An 18,935-nucleotide genomic window follows, 5' to 3' on the forward strand; every position below is an offset into this window, starting at 1 on the left:
CAGGAGAAAAAGGAATAAGCAGGTCATATCGCGTTTCAGCTCTAACACGCTGAACGAGCGTCTCGAGCACATGAGCGGAGGGCACGTTCGTTCAATCTTGACGTCGTCGCCCCTAGACGAACATCGGTAACCGGCATGAGCATCCACGTAGGCAGTAATCAGCCAGGGCGGGCGTAGCGGATCGGCATCCAGTACTGGCGCATGGCCTCGACGACCGCCGGGATATCGGTGTGGGCGTTGCGCAGAAATTCCTTGGTCTCGGGGCCCTTCCTTGCAGGTCCAAGCAGCGGGCGGCTCTGATCGTCCACACAGTGCAGCAGGATGGGCAGCAGCAGGCCGTGGTTGATGTTGCGGGTATCGAGCAGCGGCGCCCAAGCCGATAGTCGCGGCTGCATGGCGGCGTGGAATCCCTGGCACCAGGGACGCGCATCGACGTCGCCGTTCGGCTTGCGCGGATGGATCGGCTCGAACTTCTTCGCGTTGGTCGAGAGGGTGTTGCTGATGGCGTTGTGGTGCTGCACGACGGCGGAGATCGCCGCGAACTCCACCGTGCCACCGTGGTTGAAGGCGTCGACGTCGATGGCCAGCAGCGGACAGATCCAATCGAGCGGGCTGATCGACACCGGGCCGGCCACGATTGCGGCAGTGAAGCCGTCCAACATCGGCAGGCTGGTGGCGACGGGGCGCCGCTCGGCGCGATCCTGCAGCCATCGCTCGAGCTGCACGAGCGACATGGCGGCAGCCGCCATCGACGACGATGCTTTATCGCGACGCCGGCCCATGCGGCCACCTGCGTGGGGCGCGCGTGGGCCACCTTCCAGTTCCAAGCCAGCAGATCGCGCAACTGATGGCTCTTGGTTCGCCCGGAGACGATGCGCTCGAGCACGTCGGCCAGATAGGCCTGCGGGTCGAGTTCGTGGAGTTTTGCCGTGTTGACCAGCGATGCCAGGATCGCCCAGCTCTCGGCGCCGCCTTCACTGCCGCTGAACAATGAGTTTCGCCTTCCCATTGCAATCGGGCGCATTGAACGCTCGACTGAATTGCTATCACCCTCAACGCGGCCGTCGCGGAGAAACAGCGTCAGCCCGTCCCAGTGATTGAGCGCATAGTTGATGGCCTCCGCCAGCTTCGACTGCGAGAATAGCTGGCCAACCATTGCTGTCAGCCGCGCCTTGAGCGCCGCCATCAACGGTGCAGTCCTGGTGCGGCGGGCGGCAAGCCGCTGTTCGGCACTGCTGCCGCGGATCTCAGCCTCGATGGCGTAGACAGCCTGCAGGCGCTCGATCACTTCGTGAGCGAATGGCGACTGCATCGTCTTGTACACCTCGACGAATTTGCGTCGGGCATGCGCCAGACAAAAAGCCAGCTGGATGGCGCCGCCATGACCGCGCGCCAGCGCCTTGTAGGCGGCGTAGCCGTCCACTTGCAGAATGCCGGAAAAGCCCGTCAATTGTCCGGCGATCTCCTCGGTGCCGCGGCCGTCAGCGAACACGTAGGCGACCGCCGGCGGCGCGGGGCCGCCCCATGGCCGGTCATCCATGGCATGCGCCCAGAACTGGCAGATGCGGGTGCGATGTCGTCCGGGATCGAGCACCGGCATCGGCGTCTCGTCGCAGAACAGCCGCGGCGAGGCCTGGATCGTCTGCAGTTGCAGCTCATAGAGGCTCTTGAGCCGCCATGCGGCACGCTTGACCCAGCCGGCCAGTGTCGCGCGGTCGAGATGAACACCCTGACCGGCCAGAATCCGCACCTGCCGATACAGCGGCAGATACCATGCAAACTTCGACACCACCACGTGGGTCACGAGTGCCGTCGAGGCCATGCCGCTCTCGATCAGTCACGGCTGCACCTTCGCCTGTACCACACCGTCGGTGCAGCCGCGGCAGCCATATTTGGGACGGATCGTGCGCAGCACCCGCAGGATCGCCGGGATCACGTCCAGCACCTCGCTGACGTCCTCGCCGATCTTGTGCAGGTGGCCGTCGCAACACGGACACGCCGTCGTGTCGGGCTCGAGCACTTGCTCGTAGCGCGGCAGGTGTTTGGGCAGCGCGCCGATGTTGCGCCTCGCCTTCTTGCGCGGCTTGCCGGACGGCTTCGTCGCAGCCGCATCGTCGTTGGCCGCGCAGGTGGTGTGACGCCGGTCTCCAGATCGTCCAGCTCGAGTGCGAGCTGCTCGGCGACGAGCGCCGCAAGCCGCTCCGAACGCTTGCCGAAGATCATCTCCTTCAGCGTCTGCATTGCCACGCGCAACTTCTCGTTCTCCGCGTCAAGCGCGAGCACCATCTCGGTCAGAGCAGCTGCGTCGGTCGGAAGAGCGTCCGGGCGAATCGCCATGATCAAAAGATACATCCGCGCGCCACAGGCTCCAGCGAACTCCTCACCTCTCAGCCGACAACGGCTGGCTGCTTCACAGCCTTGGGTGAAACACGGGTCCAATCGAGTCCGTCGAGCAGCATCGCGAGTTGTGTCGCACTTAGATGCACCACGCCGCCGCGGATCGGCGGCCAGGTGAAGTGTCCCTGGTGCAGCCACTTCGTCACCAGAACCATGCCGCTGCCGTCCCACGCCAGAAACTTCACTCTGTCTGAACGTTTGGAACGGAACACAAAAATGTCGCCGCAGTAGGGGTTGGCGCGTAGCGCTTCGCTCACCAGCGCCGACAGCGTGTGCAACGACTTGCGAAAGTCGACCGGCTGGGCCGCCACCACGACCTTGAGCTCGGGCCGCAGCGCTATCATCGACCGCCTCTGAGCACCGACAGCACCATGCAAAGCGTCGCTGCGTCCACTCCCGGCTCAACCCGGATCAGCGCCCCGATCACCTCGATCTCGATCCCACCAAGCTTGGCCCGTCGCGATACCATTTGCGGCTGCGTCGGCGCCGGTGCGACACTGCCCGGCTCGCCTGCAAGTTCGGCGCCGCGCTCCGCCTCGATCCGAACCGGCACAAAGCTTGGCGCCTGATCGCCCGCTGCCGCCACGAACTTGTGCCGCCACACCGTGAGCAGCCCGCGGACAACGCCATTGCGGCGCGCGACCTCGGAAATGTTGGCGCCTTCCTCGAAGCTCTCGGCTACGATCCGTGCCTTCTCTTCCGCCGTCCGCCGCCGCCGCCGGCGCTCCCCGGTGATCAACTCGATACGACGATACGAACCGCCTTCCTGCCTGGCATCAAGCATGGCATCTGCCATCGATTCACTCCCAACGATCAGCTCATGCCAAGCTGTATCGCAGCCCACGCGCACGACCGCGAGGTGGGGGCCTCATGCCGGTTACGAACATCGGCATGATTACAGCTAGGCGGGATCTGTCACAAATCGAGCGGCGACCAGGTGGAAGGTTATGAGCTTCGTCGAAGTGCTATCAGGGATTCTGCTGGGGCAGAACGCCTCACTCACAACTGACAGGAACCGTCTGCAAGGGATAACCAGACGAAAGCAGATAAAGGCCTCCGATGGGCATATCGGAGGCCTTCCTTGGAGATATTAGCGTAGAGCTGGCCCTAATAAGAGGCAGCTCAAGTCTTTGTCCGGCTCTACCGTGGAATGACTCACTTACTTTCCTTCGCGAGGAGGGACCTCACCAATTTCGTTGAGCGCGCAGAAGCATGCTCACTGCGCTCTGGTCCTTGAGTTCATATAGCGCAGCTGGCTTGGCAATTGTCGCGACCGTCGGCGCAGCAATCGTGCCAGAGTATTTCTGATCAAGGAACGTGGCGGCAATGTCGACTGAGAACGTCAAGTTTTTCACCGGGGTCCATCGGGTGACGGTACCGACGGCGGCAACGTTCAAGTCGGGGTTGCAGACACCTGTTAGCCTGAGAGCAGCCATGCCAGCGCCACCGCAGATCTGAGCCTTAGCTCCATTATTGTAGCGGACGGCAGCCCATGCACCGTAGAATCCGGTGCTCCAGTAGGGATTCCAATTGTGGGTGTAACCGCCGCGGAAGCCATAAGTCGTGGTCAGCTCAAGATTCGTTCCGCTCGCTGCCGACGTGCCGGAGTAGATGGCATCAGAAATGCCCGCGAAGCCGATGCTCTGGTACGCGTTAGCTCGACCGGTGCCGCCGTACATCGCCCAAGCAGTCGGGAGGTTTTCCTGGAAGTTGTAGGTGCTTGCCCCGTTGGTGTATACGCCCTGCAAATTGATCGAGTCACCGGCGCCAGTGGGGATATTCTTGATCGACAAAGCCAACTGAGCAGCCCAACCCCACTTGTCACCAGCATGCCCTGAAGTTTCGGTGGCACCGTAGTAAGCAGCATGGTTCTCGTGCGCTGCGACTGATGCCTGGAAGAGACCCCACGTCTGGTCAACGCGCACCATGCCGATGATGTCTGGAGCCCGACTGCCACCGAAACTCTGCGAACCATAAACACCCGTCACGATACCGGCGGCCGTGGCATTTGACGCGTTCCAGATATTTGTCTGGAAATATGCAGTTGGATCCTGCGCCGAGATCGTCGCCGTGATGCCCTGCCCGAAGTCGGCGGTATAGCTCAACTGGTTGACGCCTGTCGGGTCGCCGCCGCCGCCGGGGAGACCAGAGAAATTGTTAGCCGGATAAATGGTCCAGGGAGTGCTGAACTGGGAGATAGCCTTACCCATCGTGAAGCCTGCAAACTGGATGAAGGCAAAGAAGACACCGAGCGTACCACCCCCGATTCCGTCGCCCGAATAAGATGTGCCGCCCGTTCCGGTGGCAGCGGTGGAGCCGGCGTTCCAAGTGAAAGCCCCCTCGAAGAACGTGCGGAGCATGCCGTACTCCGTTGCTGTGCGCGTATCGATGTCCAGGCCAAAGCGCGAACGAGTGGTGTAGTAGTTGCTCAGACGATTATGCGCAGCACCGACCCCGGATAGCGAGTTTTGAAAAATACCGTTGCTGGCTAGCACTGAGTCAGCGAGCATGAAACCACTCAGCTTTACGCACGTGTCTGTGCCCGGGATGTAATAGAAACCGGCACCATAGAGGGAGCAAACCTTCACGTATTCGACCGCTTTGGCCTTGACGGGAATATCAGCTGCTCGTGCTCCGCCCAAGGCGATTAAGATTGCCGCCGAAGTCAGCGCGGCCGCTTTTGTGATTCGACGCAGGTTAAAGCGTGTATTCGAGAATTTCATGATCACCCCATCCTCTAGACAAGAATTTGTGCGGGCGACGCAGTATCGTTGCGAAGCAACTGTTCAGTGACAGACATCGAATCGCGCGATGGGATGTTCTGATTTGATGATGCCGTGAAATTGGACAACATCAAATTCGACTTCTCGGCTGAAAGAGCAGCGGCTCCGGATCCAGCAATGACAGCCACGCTCTTGCCGACGCCAGGATGGTCGGTTGCGGTCTCAAGCCATTCGAAAGCTTCTCGGAGACGGTAGCACTCGCGGCCTTTAGCCTTCGCTGCAGAATTGGGGCCTGTCCGGCACAGCGCCTGAGACCCGCACTTACGATGGCACAATCGGTGAGCTGACCGGAAGGTATCGGTGGCAGGCGACTGTATGTCTCGTCGGAACGCCTCACCTGACAGTGCCATCGTCAGGCAAGGTTCACCACCTGTGCCCGAAGTACGCGAGCACTGAACCTAGTCATCGCCCTCTTTGTCGCCAAAACTCTGGCTTTGGGGACCCGCGCTCTGAGCGCCTACCACAAGCTCTGCCTTCACGTCCCATTGCTTTCGCTGGCTGACGCAACGTCGAGACGAAGGTTGTATCTGATGAAATGCACCAGATATCGCATTCTTCGATTCTGTTCATTCGCAAATGCGATGACCGGATTGGTTAGGTCATTTGAGAGCGAGTAGAAGCCATTCTAAACTTCTTCTCCTAAGTTCACAGGTTTCTAGCTTGTCCCTCGTTGCACAACGGCTCAAGGTCGTCCGCCCCTCCGAAACCAAGGCGATGACGGCGCGCGCCGCCGAATTGCGTGATCAGGGCGTTGATGTGATCACGCTCAGTGCAGGCGAACCGGATTTCGACACGCCGTCCGCGATCAGCGAAGCCGGCATCCGGGCGATCCTGTACGGCCGGACGAAATACACGCCCGTCCCCGGGATCAGGCCGCTGCGCGAGGCGATCTGCAATGTCTTCAGCCGCGATCACGGTCTCGATTACGGTATCGACCAGATCACGGTGGGTTGTGGTGCCAAGCAAGTTGTCTTCAACGCGCTCTTCGCAAGCCTCGATCCGGGCGAGGAGGTGGTGATCCCGACGCCTTGCTGGGTCTCCTATCCCGATATGGTGGCACTCGCTGGTGGGAAGCCGGTTCTCGTCCCTTGCGATGAATTCCATGGATTCAAGCTGCGTCCCGAGGCGTTGGAGGCGACAATTACACCGCATACCAAATGGCTGATGCTGAACTCACCATGTAATCCGACTGGTGCGGTCTACACCCAAGGCGAGTTGGTTGCACTCGCCGCGGTGCTGCGCGGGCATCCCCATGTCCATGTATTGTCCGACGACATCTACGAGAAGCTCACCTACAATGCGGCCTTCGCGACCATGGCCGCGGTCGCGCCGGACCTCTATGAGCGCACACTGACGGTCAACGGCGTGTCCAAGGCCGACGCCATGACCGGCTGGCGTGTCGGTTACGGCGCGGGACCTTTGTCGCTCATCAAGGCCATGAACCTCGTCCAAGGCCAGACCTCCTCGCACACCAGCTCGATTTCGCAATATGCCGCCATCGAGGCGCTGTCCGGCGGCAGGAATCACATCAAGGAATTCGCGAGCGCATTTCTTGAGCGTCGCGATCTCGTCGTCGCCAAGCTGAACCAGGCCGAGGGGCTTTCTTGCCGGGTTCCAGACGGCGCCTTCTACGTTTTCCCCTCCTGCGCGGGCGTCATCAGCAAGCGCACGCCGGACGGCAAGGTGATCGAAACCGACACCGATTTCGCCATGTATCTGCTCGACGCCTTTGCGGTGGCCGTCGTGCCCGGGAGCGGTTTCATGGCCTCGCCCTATATCCGCATGTCCTATGCTTCGTCGCTTGAGGACCTCACGCGCGCCTGCGACCGCATCATTGCCGCCTGCGCGGCCCTGTCCTGAAAGTTCTCTCCGATGTCTCCTGCCAAACGCCTTCGCGCCAGCATGGCCGAGTCCGGTCTACTCCACATCATGGCCGCCCATAGCCCATTTTCGGCGATCCTCGCAGAACAAGCCGGATTCGATGGCCTGTGGGCTTCCGGGTTCGAGCTGTCGGCACTTTATGGGCTGCCGGATATGAGCCTGATCTCGATGACACAGCATCTCGATATGCTGCGGGCGATCGCCGGGCGCGCAACGCTACCGATCGTGGCCGATATCGATACGGGCTACGGCAATGCGATCAATGTCATCCATGCCATCGGCGAATACGAGCGGGCCGGCGCCAGCGCCGTTGTCATCGAGGACAAGACTTTTCCGAAAGTCACCAGCCTTGTTGCCGGCGGCCGCCAGGAACTGCTGCGCATTGAGGAGTTTCAAGGCAAGATCGAGGCTGCGGTTGCGACAAGGCGGGACCCGAATTTTCTGATCATCGCCCGCACCGAAGCCCTGATCGCAGGCCTTGGCGAAGCGGAAGCCCTCGATCGCGCGAAAGCTTATGTAAAGGCTGGGGCCGACATGATCCTGATCCATTCGAAAAAGAAGGATCCGTCCGAGATCGAAAGTTTCTCGCGGGCGTGGACTGGAGCGGTGCCGCTTGTGATTGTGCCGAACGCCTACCCGGATCTCGACGCCGATCGCGTCAAGGCGCTCCGCAACATACGCATGATGATCTACGGCAATTATGGCATCCGCGCTGCTGCAACTGCCATGCAGGAGACCTTCCGCCGGATCATCGCCGACGGTGGCGTCCAGAACGTCCACAAGGACATTCTGCCTGTGGAGGAGATCTTCAGACTTCAAAAGATGGACGAGGTTAAGGCCGCTGAAGCTCGGTTCCTCCGCTGAACGCAGCATTCCCGCCGCAACCATCGAGATTTTCGATGCGGTAAGTGACGTCCGATCGCCTGTCAGGCGATCATGAGGCCGATACTGGGTGGGGCAACTTCCAGGAGAGGCATCTCCGGCCAATCGTCCCGGCGGCTTTAAGATGCGGCTCCGAGAGGGACCGTCGATTGACGTGTTGAGCCCACCGGTACGGGTCGCACTGGCTCTTAAGCCGCGCATGTTTTGTGCGCGAAAGGCCATTGACGAGCAGCAATCCGGCAACAAACATCAAATAGGCTAGAAGCATCGAATTGGAATATCTTCGGTTGGTAATGCCCACCGTGAAATCAGCGGACATCCCCAGAACCCACCGGAATAGAAGATGGCCAACGACAACGATGAAGTGCCTATCAACGCGATTCGTGTGTTCGTGGCGATCGCGCGAGAAGGAAGCGTCACGCGCGCGGCCAGCGCGTTGGGAGTGACACAGAGCTCGGTCAGCCGCTATCTCGCCGTGCTGCAGGAATATCTGGGGACAGACCTCATCGCAAGACGCGGGAAACGAAGCGAATTGACGGAGTTCGGAAGGCTTTTTGCGAACACGGTCGCCGAACCATTGGACACAGTGTGCTTCACCGCAAAACGGATGCGCCGGCGGACGCGCCCAAGCGCCAATCGGATTGTGGTGCGCACGTCGCTTTCGACGTTCGCCTACTCGCTTCTGATACCGAATCTGCAGGCATTTTCCGCTGAGATGGGCGGCGTCATCGTGGATGTCACGAGTTCGCTATCTCAGCCGACATCGTCGGACGACTACGATGTTTTGATTACTCGCGATCTTTCCATGATCGAACCGGCCGATGATTGGGAGGTCTACAACGAGCAACTCGTCTGCGTAGGCTCGCCAAGTCACGTGAATGGCAAGAACCTCTCGATCGTTCGCTCGATGCCAATTCTGAACATCACGTCGCGGCCCGACATACTGCCCACCTGGCTGCGGGCAATGAGCCTGACCTTTGCAGACGTCAAGACGGGCGCGCGATACGATCACAATTACCTTGCTCTGCCGGCGGTCATGACGGGAAAATGCCTTCTGGTGGCGCCCGAAATTGTTGTCAGCGATTTGGTGCGCGGAGGCGTTCTGCACGTGGTACCGGGGTCACGGACTGGCAGCGGCATGCAATATCGCGCCTACGCCGTCGACCGCAGCGACAATTCTGAAATCTCTCGGGCTTTTTGCCGGTGGCTCGTCCGTCTTTGCAAAAAGGCCGCCCTCCTCGAAGCCGCCTGACATCGCGTGAGCAATCGCGGCTCCTCTCAAGTAACAGACCCGCGCTATTGAGACCGCTCTTCCTCGAAACCACAGCGGCAGCCCTATCGAGCGGTTGAGGGGAACCATCATCACCGCCGTTATCTGGCCGGCCCCACTAAGTCCAGGACCCGACGGAAACGGCTTACCAGCGCGATTTCCGAGCGTCACCGACTCTAAAGCTTGGGCGGAAGAGAGCGCCGCGCGCGAGCCTGTTGATTAGTCTGGATCATTCGCTCCGAGAGCTGCGAATGGTAGGGCGCGCTCAGCAGGATCAAGAAGAGCGCCCGGTCGGCTTCATAGCGAGCAGCGGATCGGCTGCTTCTTGAACCAGTCATGACCAGCGTGCCTCCCGTCGTGCGGACCGACCACACCCACCTTCGTCTGCGCTGTTCCAAGATAACTTCGAAGATTGAAAATCGATCAGACATGTCATCAGCCCCTCAACAGATAACGTCCCCCCGTAGTCTGCACGTCTGCATCATAGCCAAACCTGTGCGGTGCCGGCCCTCTTCCGCTCTACTGGCTTTACGCGCACTCGGTGTGGGTTCTCGGAAAGCTTTGATGGACCGCTTCGATGGGCCAATTCCTTGACCCAAACCTCTTTCGACGGCGAACCCCGCGCTCTGGTGGACGATGCTCATGTCGTCATTTCGGCATGCAGGTCTTAAGATACGGAAAGTCGGTAAAGGGCGGCAGGCGTCTCGCCGAGGATCCGCCCTCGGGCGTCCTCGTCTGGGACGAGTTCCTCAAGCCACTCAAATGCCTGGGCATAGGATGGCACGTAGGCGTGGGCGGCTGCGACGTGCGGCCACTCCGAGCCCCAGAGCAGCTGTTTCGGCCCGAGCTCCTCTAGCATCCTGCCCGCAGCTGCTTGGGCCCAGGCGTCTGGGACGCGTCCGATCCCCGACAGCTTCACCCACACCTCGGCGCCCTTCGCAAGCGCCAGCAGCCGCTCCAGGCGCGGATCCCAGGCAGGATCGCGAGCGTTGTCGGCAAGTCCGAAGCCTCGGAATACCAGGCGATGTCCGTCTGCCAGAAGCAGCTCAGCCAGAGGCTCACGCCCTTCGATGCCGCCGGACACCTCCAGGTGCAAGCCCAGCTGAAGAGCAGTCTCGAAGGACTCTGCCAGTGGATCCGGATCGTCGAAGGTCACTGCCAAACCAGCAGCACCCGATCGACCCCACGCCTCCAGGACTTCTGGCTCGAGAGGTTGCACAAGGGGCGGAATGAGCCTCACCGGCATTCTGACCCGGCTGGCCTGAGCGAAGAGCTCCGTGGGGTCATCGTTCAAAAAGGCGGGTTGGACCAGGACCAGCCCGGTGACCGCGCAGTCGCGCGCAGCGTCTTCCAGCTGTTGCAAGGAGCCGTCGATGACAGGCACGGCCCGCCGGCTCTCTCGGCGGAAGACGTGGACCTCGCAGTCGATCCTCATGACGTGCCCTCGCCGCAAAGCACGGCCGGCAGAGCGGCCGCAAGCCCGCATTCTGCCCAGAAAAGCAGGTGCTCGATAGCTGCGCAGCGGGCGCATCGATTCTCCAGCTTCTGCTCAAGCACAGGGGCGGGTGATGTCCCGATGAAGATCTCGGCGTGGTGCTCGACTGCGAAGAGGTTTCCGACAGAGCCGAGCCCTGAGACGGAAAGCTCGCGCGGCAAGACAAATACCCGGTCGGAGTGGACGCTCATTTGGCTATTTCCTCAGCGAGGCAAATTACCCTGTCGAACTTTCAAATAGGAATAGCAGTTTATTGTCATACGAAGCCGTAAGGCAGGAGGACAAATGACGCACAAATTAAGCGCTTCTGCCGCTGTTACGCAGGATTCCTGACAGATGCCCCCTTTATTAATATCAGTTCGTCAATCTCCGCCGGGCTAAGCCGAGAGCCGATGGTCTGCCGCTGCATTCGCGGCGCGCTTCGTACTAACACTTGATCTGCTTCTTCCGGCGTCGTTATCTCTATGGCGAACTTACACACGTTGGTTTTCCAGAGCGAGAATGCAATCCGAGTGCCAAATTCTCGCGAGGACGGATGCCCCGCCATCTGCAGTTCTCATACCAGACACGATCGCATGGATGCCGTTCCATACTTTGGCATTGCCGATGAGAAGACCGATCGACGGTTTCCACTTGAGACCGCCGAGTTCTCATCGGTTGCTGGGCGGATGCCGTTACCGCGGTCGTAAGATCATCGGGCCGGCCCGGCTTCGGATCATCAAGCTTATTCGTAGCAGCACGACTATGTGTGCGAGGCTTCCCACGTCGCTTTGCAATATCGACGATCGGGGCGATCACATTGGCGATTGGCAAACGCACCCTGACGCGATTTGCGGCAGCCTCAGTGGTACAGATCGACGAGTCATTCGCCGTCTGATCAAATCTCGCAAAGCCTGCATTTCCCGGGGTTGGAACTGTGAGAGGAGCAAGTCTCATACCAATTGAGGCGATCGTGAGAATCCGGCGTTGGTAAGGTTGCGGGGCTTGCTGAGGCTGGGTGCGCGATTCGTAGTAAGACTTCTGACACATGTCAGAGATGCGACGGCGCGGCTCCGATGCATGTCACGCGTGAACTCAAACAAGACCGAGCAAAGCCACTACCGCGGCTACTGCGTGCTGGGGTTGTCTCCCGTCTAAGAGGATTGAGGGCGTTGGAAGCCCGAGCCGCGGTTGCCGATTGGGTCGGCTCCTTGGCAGTGCCGTCTCGCGTGACGTGGGCCTCTTCCCGATTCTGGTCGTGAGAGGCCTGGATACGCCAGAAAGCAGGGCAGCTGATGGCGTTCGATCCTCCAACGGCAGATCGAGAAGTGCTGAGAGCGCCGCAAACGCGTCGATGCCGACAACGGCTGAGCTGTCAAAAGCTCCGCGTCAGCGGTCGAACATCCATGCCGGAAATTTCAGCCAACGATCCGATAGCGACCCATCCAGCGTCCCGCGAAAAAACGACATCAGCAGCCTTGTCGACAGCCCCATGAACGCAAACTCGGCAACCACACCAAGGATGATGCCGATAAAGAACCTCACGAAAAACGATCCTGTGGGCGTTCTCAAACGTCGTTGTACAAGGGCCGCGGTGTCCGTACTCCAGCCTTGACGGCACTACGCCCGATTAGACCAACTTCATCACCCTGCCTCAGGGCGCACGAAAAATCTGTTCAGACAAACGGAGTCAGCACTGTCGATCAAGCGAGACGGCCGCGCATTCCATCCCAAGGCGAAACTTCCGGGAGGATCGCTTCTCGCCAGTTCGTCAACTCCTTGACGCGCGACACGGGCGGCTCAAGACTGGATCCAGCCAGCCACACCGTACCACGCAGCAATGAAGACCCCGATCTTCCAAGCCGGCATCTCTGCCACCTTAGGACTTTCGAAGCCATGCATTTGGAGCACAAGTAAGATTGCTCCCGAACGCGTCGGTGTAGTAAGTATCGATTAAGAATCCAGATTGCTCGACCAACTGCAAGCCATCAATAATCTCTTTATCTGCGTTCATAGGATTGTCTTCAATTACATAGTAATCTCCTGACGCCAAAAAGTGGTTTAGGTAAGAAAATATCGAAAAGATTTGTACGTGCGCGTCATCGATCACAAGCCACGGATGAGGCAGCCTCTTCAGCAGGTTTTCGTCGAAGTTGGCAACGTCCGAAAGGTCAACCTGATGAAAGGTAAGAAGTGGATGTTTTGCATTTTCATGGATACATTTGCTGTTCAAATCAAATGAGTGAACTTCACCTGGTTTTTCGCAAAGTACCGACAGATGATCAGCGAACCACAGTCCGCTGCCACCTTGAAGCGAACCGAGTTCTAAGATTGTCCTCGGCTGAAGTTCCCAGATAAGTCTCGTATACAGAGCCAGATCAAAAGGGGTCTTGACATTCATTAACCCTTTATACGTCAACGCTAAGACTCCAACCTTTGTGGAGCGATTGGGAAAAATCTTCGGGTGAAGGGACGATGTCCATCCTCGTGCCGATGGCCTTGCAAAACGGTCGGAGCGGTCAGCATTGACAACGCTACTTAGTGCGATTGCCCAACCAAGATTTCCCTCCGGCGTTAGTTGATCGGGGTAGTTCTTGTGGGCGGTCTCCGAAAAAGCCTTGTATCCCGAAGCGAGTCTCATGGGTCTTATCTCCGTGCTGCGCCCGTCATGGGCTCTCATGGGCAGTTCGATCGGCCGCTAGAAACTAATTAAACCACTGCTAACTTGCTTGGGCAGCTACCAAATCAAACAGGGCTTAAGCGACTGAGAGGCATCCTTGTCGCACCACCGCTGCCAGCAACTGCAAACTAGATGGCTCTACACTCGTGGTGAGCGTGGCATTCTTTTGTGGCTGTACAGCAGCTTCCCCGCTTCAGCAGGCTCCTCGTGCGGCTCTCAGAGCAGATTAATCTCGATCAGCGTCACCGAACGGGCGGAAAGCATGCTCGCCTGGCGAACGATCGACGTTACCTGCTGTTGGCGCCGCGAAGCTCATAGTCTCGGCGATGATCTCCAGTTCAATGGTAGCCTTCGGCACCTCCTTCGACGAGAGTGGTGCGCGCACGCTTCTTCGCCAGCACCAACCAGCGTACCTTGCCGAAGTTCATGTTTTCTGTAGCCGTCCAGGAGGGATGCGGGGTAATCGCCTGGCATGCGCTCGAACCAGACGCGCTGCGGCTCCGATAGACTTTTGTGTTGCGTCCGCCCAGAACATGTCCTCTTTCGAGATGACGGCTTGCGCATTTCCGGCTGACAACTAACTCTAGCCACGCGCGCATGTTTTTCGATCTTTTTTCAAAATCGGCCATCGGAGTTTCCAGTGTCAATATTTTATAGTGGCAAGGGCTACCTAGCTCAGGAGACTCGCTTGAGGTCCGCCGGAAAGAAGACCGAGGTCGCTTGGGCTGCCACGTCTTGCGCCGTTTAATGCCCTTTAAGGCGGAAGCCCTCGGTTGTCAGCATCTTCACCTCTGCGATCTCTTGGCCGGAGAGGATCTTACCCGAATGATCTGCAGCCAAGTCGGACGCCATGAAGAGTACGCCAGGAGCGACATTCTCGGGCAGCATGACAGGATCAGGTTCGCGATCCCGCAGGCCTGGAATGTCCACCCACATCCTCGTGGCCGCGTTTGGCGCCAAGCCCATGACGCCGGGTACTTGCGGCCCTCGATGGAAAGCACCCGCACCAAGCCATAAATGCCGGCCCTAGCGGCCGTAGTTCGATTGACCGAATTCCCGAACAACGCCGACGTTGACGACGTCATGATTATTACGCCTAGCCGGCCGTTGTCGTTCAGCCATTTCCACACTGGCAGCGTGCAGCAGTAAGCTCCTTTCAGGCGGGCCTTGACGACGGGATCCCAATCCTTCTCGGAGGTGCTGACATGCAGGCATTACGGATCATGATGTCGCCTTTTCCGAAGGCGTCAAGCGCTGTCCTGAAGATGTTCTCGCTGCCAGCAAACGAACTCTCTCCAGATTCCTCGTATCCATCCGAGCTAGGCCGCGGACAGGAGCTCACCGATTCCACCGCTTGAGGAGTTCGGGGTCCTCCTTGTGCATCCTGATGAGCTCCGTCAGGTTTTCGATGCCGAAGTCGGTGAACGCCATGACCTGGTCGTCACCTATGCCGTAAACCCAGATGACGCCATCCTCTGTGTCCATTCCGTTGGCCACGTCCCGGAGCCAGTCTTGGTCTTCGCCGAGGTCTTTTGCGACGCGAGCGATGGTGAAGACGGCGTGAACCTTGTTGACGTGCATGGCTACGCCGCCTGGGCGGAGGACCTTGACGCAGGAGGCGTCCAGTTCCAGGGCAACAACTCGTGCAGGCGGTTCTGCGGCATGTCGGCGATGCGCGCGAAGACGTCGGCAAGCCAGGCTTTCGGGTCGATGTCGTTGAGACGCGCCGTCATGATAAGCGTGGCCATCACGGCAGCCCGCTCGGCGCCGCGATCAGAACCGGCGAACAACCATGCCTTTCTTCCCAGAGCAAAACCGCGCAACGCTCGCTCTGCTGCATTGTTCGTCATGCAGATCCTTCCGTCGTGGACAAGGCGGGCAAAGCCCTCCCAACGGTTGAGCAGATAGTTGATCGGCTTAATCACGTTGGACGAACGCGAGAGCCGGGCAGATTCCGCCCGGAGCCAAGCCTCAAGGTCGGTCAGCAGTGGCGCGCTTCTCTCCCGACGGATCCGCAGCCGCTCCTCAGCATTCAACCCGTAGATCTCGCGCTCGATCTCGAACAGCTGGTCAATTCGACGAACCGCTTCCAGCGCGATCGGCGAGATCGCCGTCGCCGACCGTCCGCGGCGCGCGTTCTGGGCGATATCGGCCAGTTCGAAGAACGCCCTCCGGCCGTGCGCCCAGCAGAAGGCGGGCGTGGCAGGCGACGCCTTGCGCCCGGGATCGAAGAGAGCGTTGAACCCGCTATAGGCATCGACCTGCAGGATCCCAGCGAAGTTCTGAAGATGCCGCGCGGGATGCTCGCCGCGCCGATCACGTGAGGAGTAGAACAGCGCCGCCGGTGGATCTCGCCCGCCGAATGGCCGATCGTCGCGAACATAGGTCCAAATCCGGCCGGTATCTGCTTTCCCTTTCGCCAGGATCGCGATCTTGGTGTCGTCACCGTGGAGCCTGTCGGCGGAGAGCACATAGGCTTCGATCAGTTCAAAGATCGGCCTGGTCGCAAAGGCTCCCGCGCCCACCTGGTCCGCCAGCGTGGAGACCGACAGGTCGATCCCTTCGCATTTGAAGCGCTGGCTCTGTCGATTTAGCGGCTGATGCTGACCAAATTTGTCGAACAGGATCGTTGCCAGAAGCTGGGGTCCGATATAGCCCCGCGGCGTGGCATGGAACGGCGCCGGCGGCTGCGTGATCGCCTCGCAATCCCGGCAACTGAACTTCTCCCGCACTGTGTCGATCACCTTGAACCGGCGTGGGATCTCCTCCAGCGTCGAGGTCACGCTTTCGCCGAGCTTCGACAGTCGCGCCGACCCGCAGCAGCGACACTGCGTCGGGGCCGGCAGCACCACGCGCTCCCGCTCGATATCATCGGGAAAGGGCTGGCGCACCGGCCGCCTGCGCTCAAACGAACGCACCGTCTGCGTCTTCCCGGCCGCCTTCTCGGCAGCGAGTTCATCTTCAGTCGCGGCCGCCTCGAGTTCCTCAAGCTCAAGCTCCAACTGATCGAGCAGCCGCGCCGACCGCTCGGAGCGCGCGCCATATATCGTGCGTCGTAGCTTCTCGATCTCGAGCTTGAGATGGGCAATCAGCGCTTCGGTGCTCGATTGCTTCGCCTGGGCATTGGCCGCTTCAGCAAGTCTGGCTTCCGCCGCAAGCCTGGCCGTGCGCTCGGCTAGGATCATTGCATGCGCGGCGGCAAGATCGGGCGGCAGGTCGGCGCTGGAGTCCATAGCCAGATGGAATCACATTCGCTGCCAAACTCAAATGACAAAGTCTCAGCCCACGCTGGTCGGACGCCAGGCCTCTTGGGGATTGCGCCAGTCGATGCCGGACAAGAGATAACTCATCTGCGCCTGCGAGATCGACACAACGCCATCCGCCAGCGACGGCCATATAAAACGGCCTCTCTCCAATTTTTTTGTAAACAGGCATGCTCCCTGGCCGTCATGCCAGATCACTTTCAATAAATCACCCCTGCGTCCGCGGAAGCAGAACAAATGACCACTCAGCGGATCGCGGCGCAGCACCTCTTGCACCTGCAACGACAATGAGGCGAAGCCTTTGCGCATGTCGGTGTGGCCCGTCGCCAGCCACACCCGAACTCCCGTAGGAACCGGAATCATCGCGAATCCAAAACCTCGATGATCCGGCGAAGCGCCTCAACGTCGACGCCCGCATCGACAATGACCCGCCGCCTGCCGGTTAGCTCGATCTCGATCCGACGCTCCGTCGAATGTGCGGTCGCGCTCTCCGATGGCGCCGCCACCGACGCAGCGGGCACCCCATCGGCCACAACTGCCTTGACAAAGCCAGTCCCGGATTTGGTCCGGGTCGCCGCGAAGGCTCTTCGCCAAGTCACCAACAGAGAACGCGACAAGCCGTATCGCCGCGCTGTCGCCGCAACCAGGCGCGGCTCCGATAGGCTCTCCAAAACAATCCGCGCCTTCTCTTCCTCAGACCAACGCCGCCGCCGGCCTGTATCAACCACTTCCAGTCGATACACCGTACTGATCGTATGGCTGTCCATACGTACAGTTCTCAACCATCAGGCCAACCCGCCGCAAGGCGTCTCCCCTCGGAGGCTTACGATTCCTCGTAAACAGGCACGCCCCCAAGGCCATCCTGCCAGATCACCTTCCGCGCGGAAGCAGAACAAATGACCACTCAGCGGATCGCGGCGCAGCACCTCTTGCACCTACAACGACAATGAGGCGAAGCCTTTGCGCATGTCGGTGTGGCCTGTCGCCGGCGACACCCGAACTCCCGTAGGAACCGGAATCATCGCGGATCTCGAGCCTCGATGATCCGGCGAAGCGCCTCAACGTCGACGCCCGCAGCCAACTCGATCTTAATCCGAGGCTTCGTCGAATAGGTTGTCGCGCTCTCCGATGAGGCCGCCTCCGATGCCACGGGCGCGCTCTCGGCCACGACTGTCCTGACAAAGCCAGCCTCGGATTTGGTCCGGTTCGCCGCGAAGGCTCTTCGCCAAGTCACCAGCAGAGAACGCGAGAAGCCGTATGGCCGCGCTGTCGCCGAAACCAACCGCGGCTCGAACAGGCTCTCCAAAACAATCCGCGCCTTCTCCTGCTCAGACCAACGCCGCTGCCGGCCTGTCTCCACCACTTCTAATCGATTCAGCGCTGATCGTATGGCTGTCCATATGTACAGTTCTCAACCATCAGGCGAGTTTGTCGCAAGGTGTCTTTCCTCGGAGGCTTACGATGCGTCCCAACTTGACGGCCCTCCAGGCGCCGGTCGTGATTTGATTTCGAGCAGACGCCGAGCGAGGAGCCCGATCCGTGGGAAAACCGTTAGATCCGCATCCACGGAGCGGTCCTGGGCGCTCGGAGTGCGATCCAATCAGGATCCGACCACGACCGCTCTATTTCAAAGCTGAACAAAGGGATCAGATAGTCCCGTATGATGATCGTGACGTGAGCTTCGCTGGCCTCATCCTCGGTCAACTGCCCGGCCTCGTTGGCATTCGCATATTGAGCCGTGGTCTGGATCAAATGTTTCCTTCCGAAGCAAAACCTCACATCATCGAAAAGGAACAGAGCGCCAGGCCTCAACAGCCGTTACTGCTGCGATGGCAACTAACTGCCAGATCGACATAGATTGAATGGCTACGTCGAGATAGATGATGTCGACAATCTCTCGATGTCACGCCAACCTGATCAGGTTGAACAGGTATGTTCCTGACGGATTTCCCAGAAATGTGATGTTTCGATCGCCGATGCCGGCCGCGGCCAGGTCGGCCTGGCGTTGGGCGCAGACATGTTCGAAGTCCAAGCCTACATAGCGGATGTCGAACTCATCGATGGTCCTGAACCGCTCCTCCCTGAACGTCGGTCCTACGCCGATCTCCAGAAAGCTGCACCCAGGATTCTGTCGAAGGATCTGGACCAGCCGAGCATGAACCGACTGCCTGTACGCCCGGTAGTCGCTGGGCAGAGGATGGCTACCGTCAAATAGGACGTCGTAACGAGCACTATTCATCAATTGTCTCGCAATTGGTCAGAACATACATCTGGCATGCCGTACGCTGGGCCAAGTGCCTCCCCT

The 18,935-nt window shown here is 59.6% G+C and carries 19 protein-coding genes and 1 pseudogene; 3 read left to right on the plus strand and 17 right to left on the minus strand.

The features are described from left to right. Positions 1–158 precede the first annotated feature (158 nt). The 5 genes and pseudogenes from I3J27_RS33405 to I3J27_RS33425 form a co-directional block, all read right to left on the minus strand. Positions 159–827 carry a UPF0149 family protein gene (locus I3J27_RS33405; protein WP_270172941.1) on the minus strand — a complete coding sequence of 223 codons (669 nt, stop codon included), beginning with the start codon at positions 825–827 and terminating at the stop codon, positions 159–161. After that, positions 815–2,337 (minus strand): annotated as a pseudogene (tnpC, locus tag I3J27_RS39360) (IS66 family transposase); the annotation flags it as partial. The pseudogene tnpC (I3J27_RS39360) and the gene I3J27_RS33405, both read right to left, overlap by 13 nt. 50 nt (positions 2,338–2,387) lie before the next feature. After that, a complete protein-coding gene (gene tnpB / locus I3J27_RS33415; protein WP_270163130.1) occupies positions 2,388–2,741 on the minus strand; it encodes an IS66 family insertion sequence element accessory protein TnpB in 354 nt (117 codons plus the stop codon). Continuing rightward, on the minus strand, positions 2,738–3,193 hold the full coding sequence (gene tnpA, locus I3J27_RS33420) for an IS66-like element accessory protein TnpA (protein WP_370691902.1): 456 nt from the start codon (positions 3,191–3,193) through the stop codon (positions 2,738–2,740). The genes tnpB (I3J27_RS33415) and tnpA (I3J27_RS33420) overlap by 4 nt, the downstream gene beginning before the upstream one ends. A 388-nt stretch (positions 3,194–3,581) precedes the next feature. Further along, positions 3,582–5,120, minus strand: a complete 1,539-nt coding sequence (locus I3J27_RS33425) for a porin (protein ID WP_270163131.1) — start codon at positions 5,118–5,120, stop codon at positions 3,582–3,584. A 720-nt stretch (positions 5,121–5,840) separates the two neighbouring features. On the opposite strand from I3J27_RS33425, the gene I3J27_RS33430 reads away from it, so the two are divergent. From I3J27_RS33430 to I3J27_RS33440, 3 genes are all read left to right on the plus strand, one after another. Then, entirely contained in the window at positions 5,841–7,040 is a 1,200-nt protein-coding gene (locus I3J27_RS33430) for a pyridoxal phosphate-dependent aminotransferase (RefSeq protein ID WP_370691903.1), read from the plus strand. Between the two features lie 12 nt (positions 7,041–7,052). Then, positions 7,053–7,925, plus strand: a complete 873-nt coding sequence (locus I3J27_RS33435; RefSeq protein ID WP_270163132.1) for an isocitrate lyase/phosphoenolpyruvate mutase family protein — start codon at positions 7,053–7,055, stop codon at positions 7,923–7,925. 361 nt (positions 7,926–8,286) lie between these two features. Beyond that, the gene (locus I3J27_RS33440) at positions 8,287–9,195 is read left to right on the plus strand and encodes a LysR family transcriptional regulator (protein ID WP_270163133.1); all 909 of its coding nucleotides are present in this window, start codon (positions 8,287–8,289) and stop codon (positions 9,193–9,195) included. Positions 9,196–9,880: 685 nt separating this feature from the next. On the opposite strand, the gene I3J27_RS33445 is transcribed toward I3J27_RS33440, so the two are convergent. From I3J27_RS33445 to I3J27_RS33500, 12 genes are all read right to left on the minus strand, one after another. After that, positions 9,881–10,648, minus strand: coding sequence for an amidohydrolase family protein (locus I3J27_RS33445; protein WP_270163134.1), 768 nt, complete (start codon positions 10,646–10,648; stop codon positions 9,881–9,883). After that, positions 10,645–10,899 (minus strand): hypothetical protein, encoded by a 255-nt coding sequence (locus I3J27_RS33450; protein WP_270163135.1) that lies wholly within the window; start codon positions 10,897–10,899, stop codon positions 10,645–10,647. Before I3J27_RS33450 ends, I3J27_RS33445 begins: the two co-directional genes overlap by 4 nt. Positions 10,900–12,076: 1,177 nt before the next feature. Further along, positions 12,077–12,232: a hypothetical protein gene (locus I3J27_RS33455; protein ID WP_270163136.1), complete on the minus strand. Its 156-nt coding sequence runs from the start codon at positions 12,230–12,232 to the stop codon at positions 12,077–12,079. Positions 12,233–12,566: 334 nt separating this feature from the next. Next, the gene (locus I3J27_RS33460) at positions 12,567–13,328 is read right to left on the minus strand and encodes a CmcI family methyltransferase (protein WP_270163137.1); all 762 of its coding nucleotides are present in this window, start codon (positions 13,326–13,328) and stop codon (positions 12,567–12,569) included. Between the two features lie 377 nt (positions 13,329–13,705). Continuing rightward, positions 13,706–13,996 (minus strand): hypothetical protein, encoded by a 291-nt coding sequence (locus I3J27_RS33465; RefSeq protein ID WP_270163138.1) that lies wholly within the window; start codon positions 13,994–13,996, stop codon positions 13,706–13,708. Positions 13,997–14,111: 115 nt separating this feature from the next. Then, entirely contained in the window at positions 14,112–14,297 is a 186-nt protein-coding gene (locus I3J27_RS33470; protein WP_270163139.1) for a hypothetical protein, read from the minus strand. 408 nt (positions 14,298–14,705) lie between these two features. After that, positions 14,706–14,948 carry a hypothetical protein gene (locus tag I3J27_RS33475; protein ID WP_270163140.1) on the minus strand — a complete coding sequence of 81 codons (243 nt, stop codon included), beginning with the start codon at positions 14,946–14,948 and terminating at the stop codon, positions 14,706–14,708. 2 nt (positions 14,949–14,950) lie between these two features. Continuing rightward, the gene (tnpC, locus tag I3J27_RS33480; protein WP_370691904.1) at positions 14,951–16,600 is read right to left on the minus strand and encodes an IS66 family transposase; all 1,650 of its coding nucleotides are present in this window, start codon (positions 16,598–16,600) and stop codon (positions 14,951–14,953) included. Positions 16,601–16,645: 45 nt separating this feature from the next. Beyond that, positions 16,646–16,993 carry an IS66 family insertion sequence element accessory protein TnpB gene (tnpB, locus tag I3J27_RS33485; protein WP_128917280.1) on the minus strand — a complete coding sequence of 116 codons (348 nt, stop codon included), beginning with the start codon at positions 16,991–16,993 and terminating at the stop codon, positions 16,646–16,648. Beyond that, positions 16,990–17,397, minus strand: coding sequence for an IS66-like element accessory protein TnpA (gene tnpA, locus I3J27_RS33490; RefSeq protein WP_270163141.1), 408 nt, complete (start codon positions 17,395–17,397; stop codon positions 16,990–16,992). Before tnpA (I3J27_RS33490) ends, tnpB (I3J27_RS33485) begins: the two co-directional genes overlap by 4 nt. A 251-nt stretch (positions 17,398–17,648) precedes the next feature. Continuing rightward, positions 17,649–17,993: a transposase gene (locus tag I3J27_RS33495; protein ID WP_306417036.1), complete on the minus strand. Its 345-nt coding sequence runs from the start codon at positions 17,991–17,993 to the stop codon at positions 17,649–17,651. A gap of 540 nt (positions 17,994–18,533) precedes the next feature. Beyond that, entirely contained in the window at positions 18,534–18,869 is a 336-nt protein-coding gene (locus tag I3J27_RS33500) for a hypothetical protein (protein WP_270163142.1), read from the minus strand. Positions 18,870–18,935: the final 66 nt, after the last annotated feature.

Origin of the sequence: Bradyrhizobium xenonodulans (genome assembly GCF_027594865.1) — a bacterium.
Taxonomy (GTDB): Bacteria; Pseudomonadota; Alphaproteobacteria; order Rhizobiales; family Xanthobacteraceae; genus Bradyrhizobium; species Bradyrhizobium xenonodulans.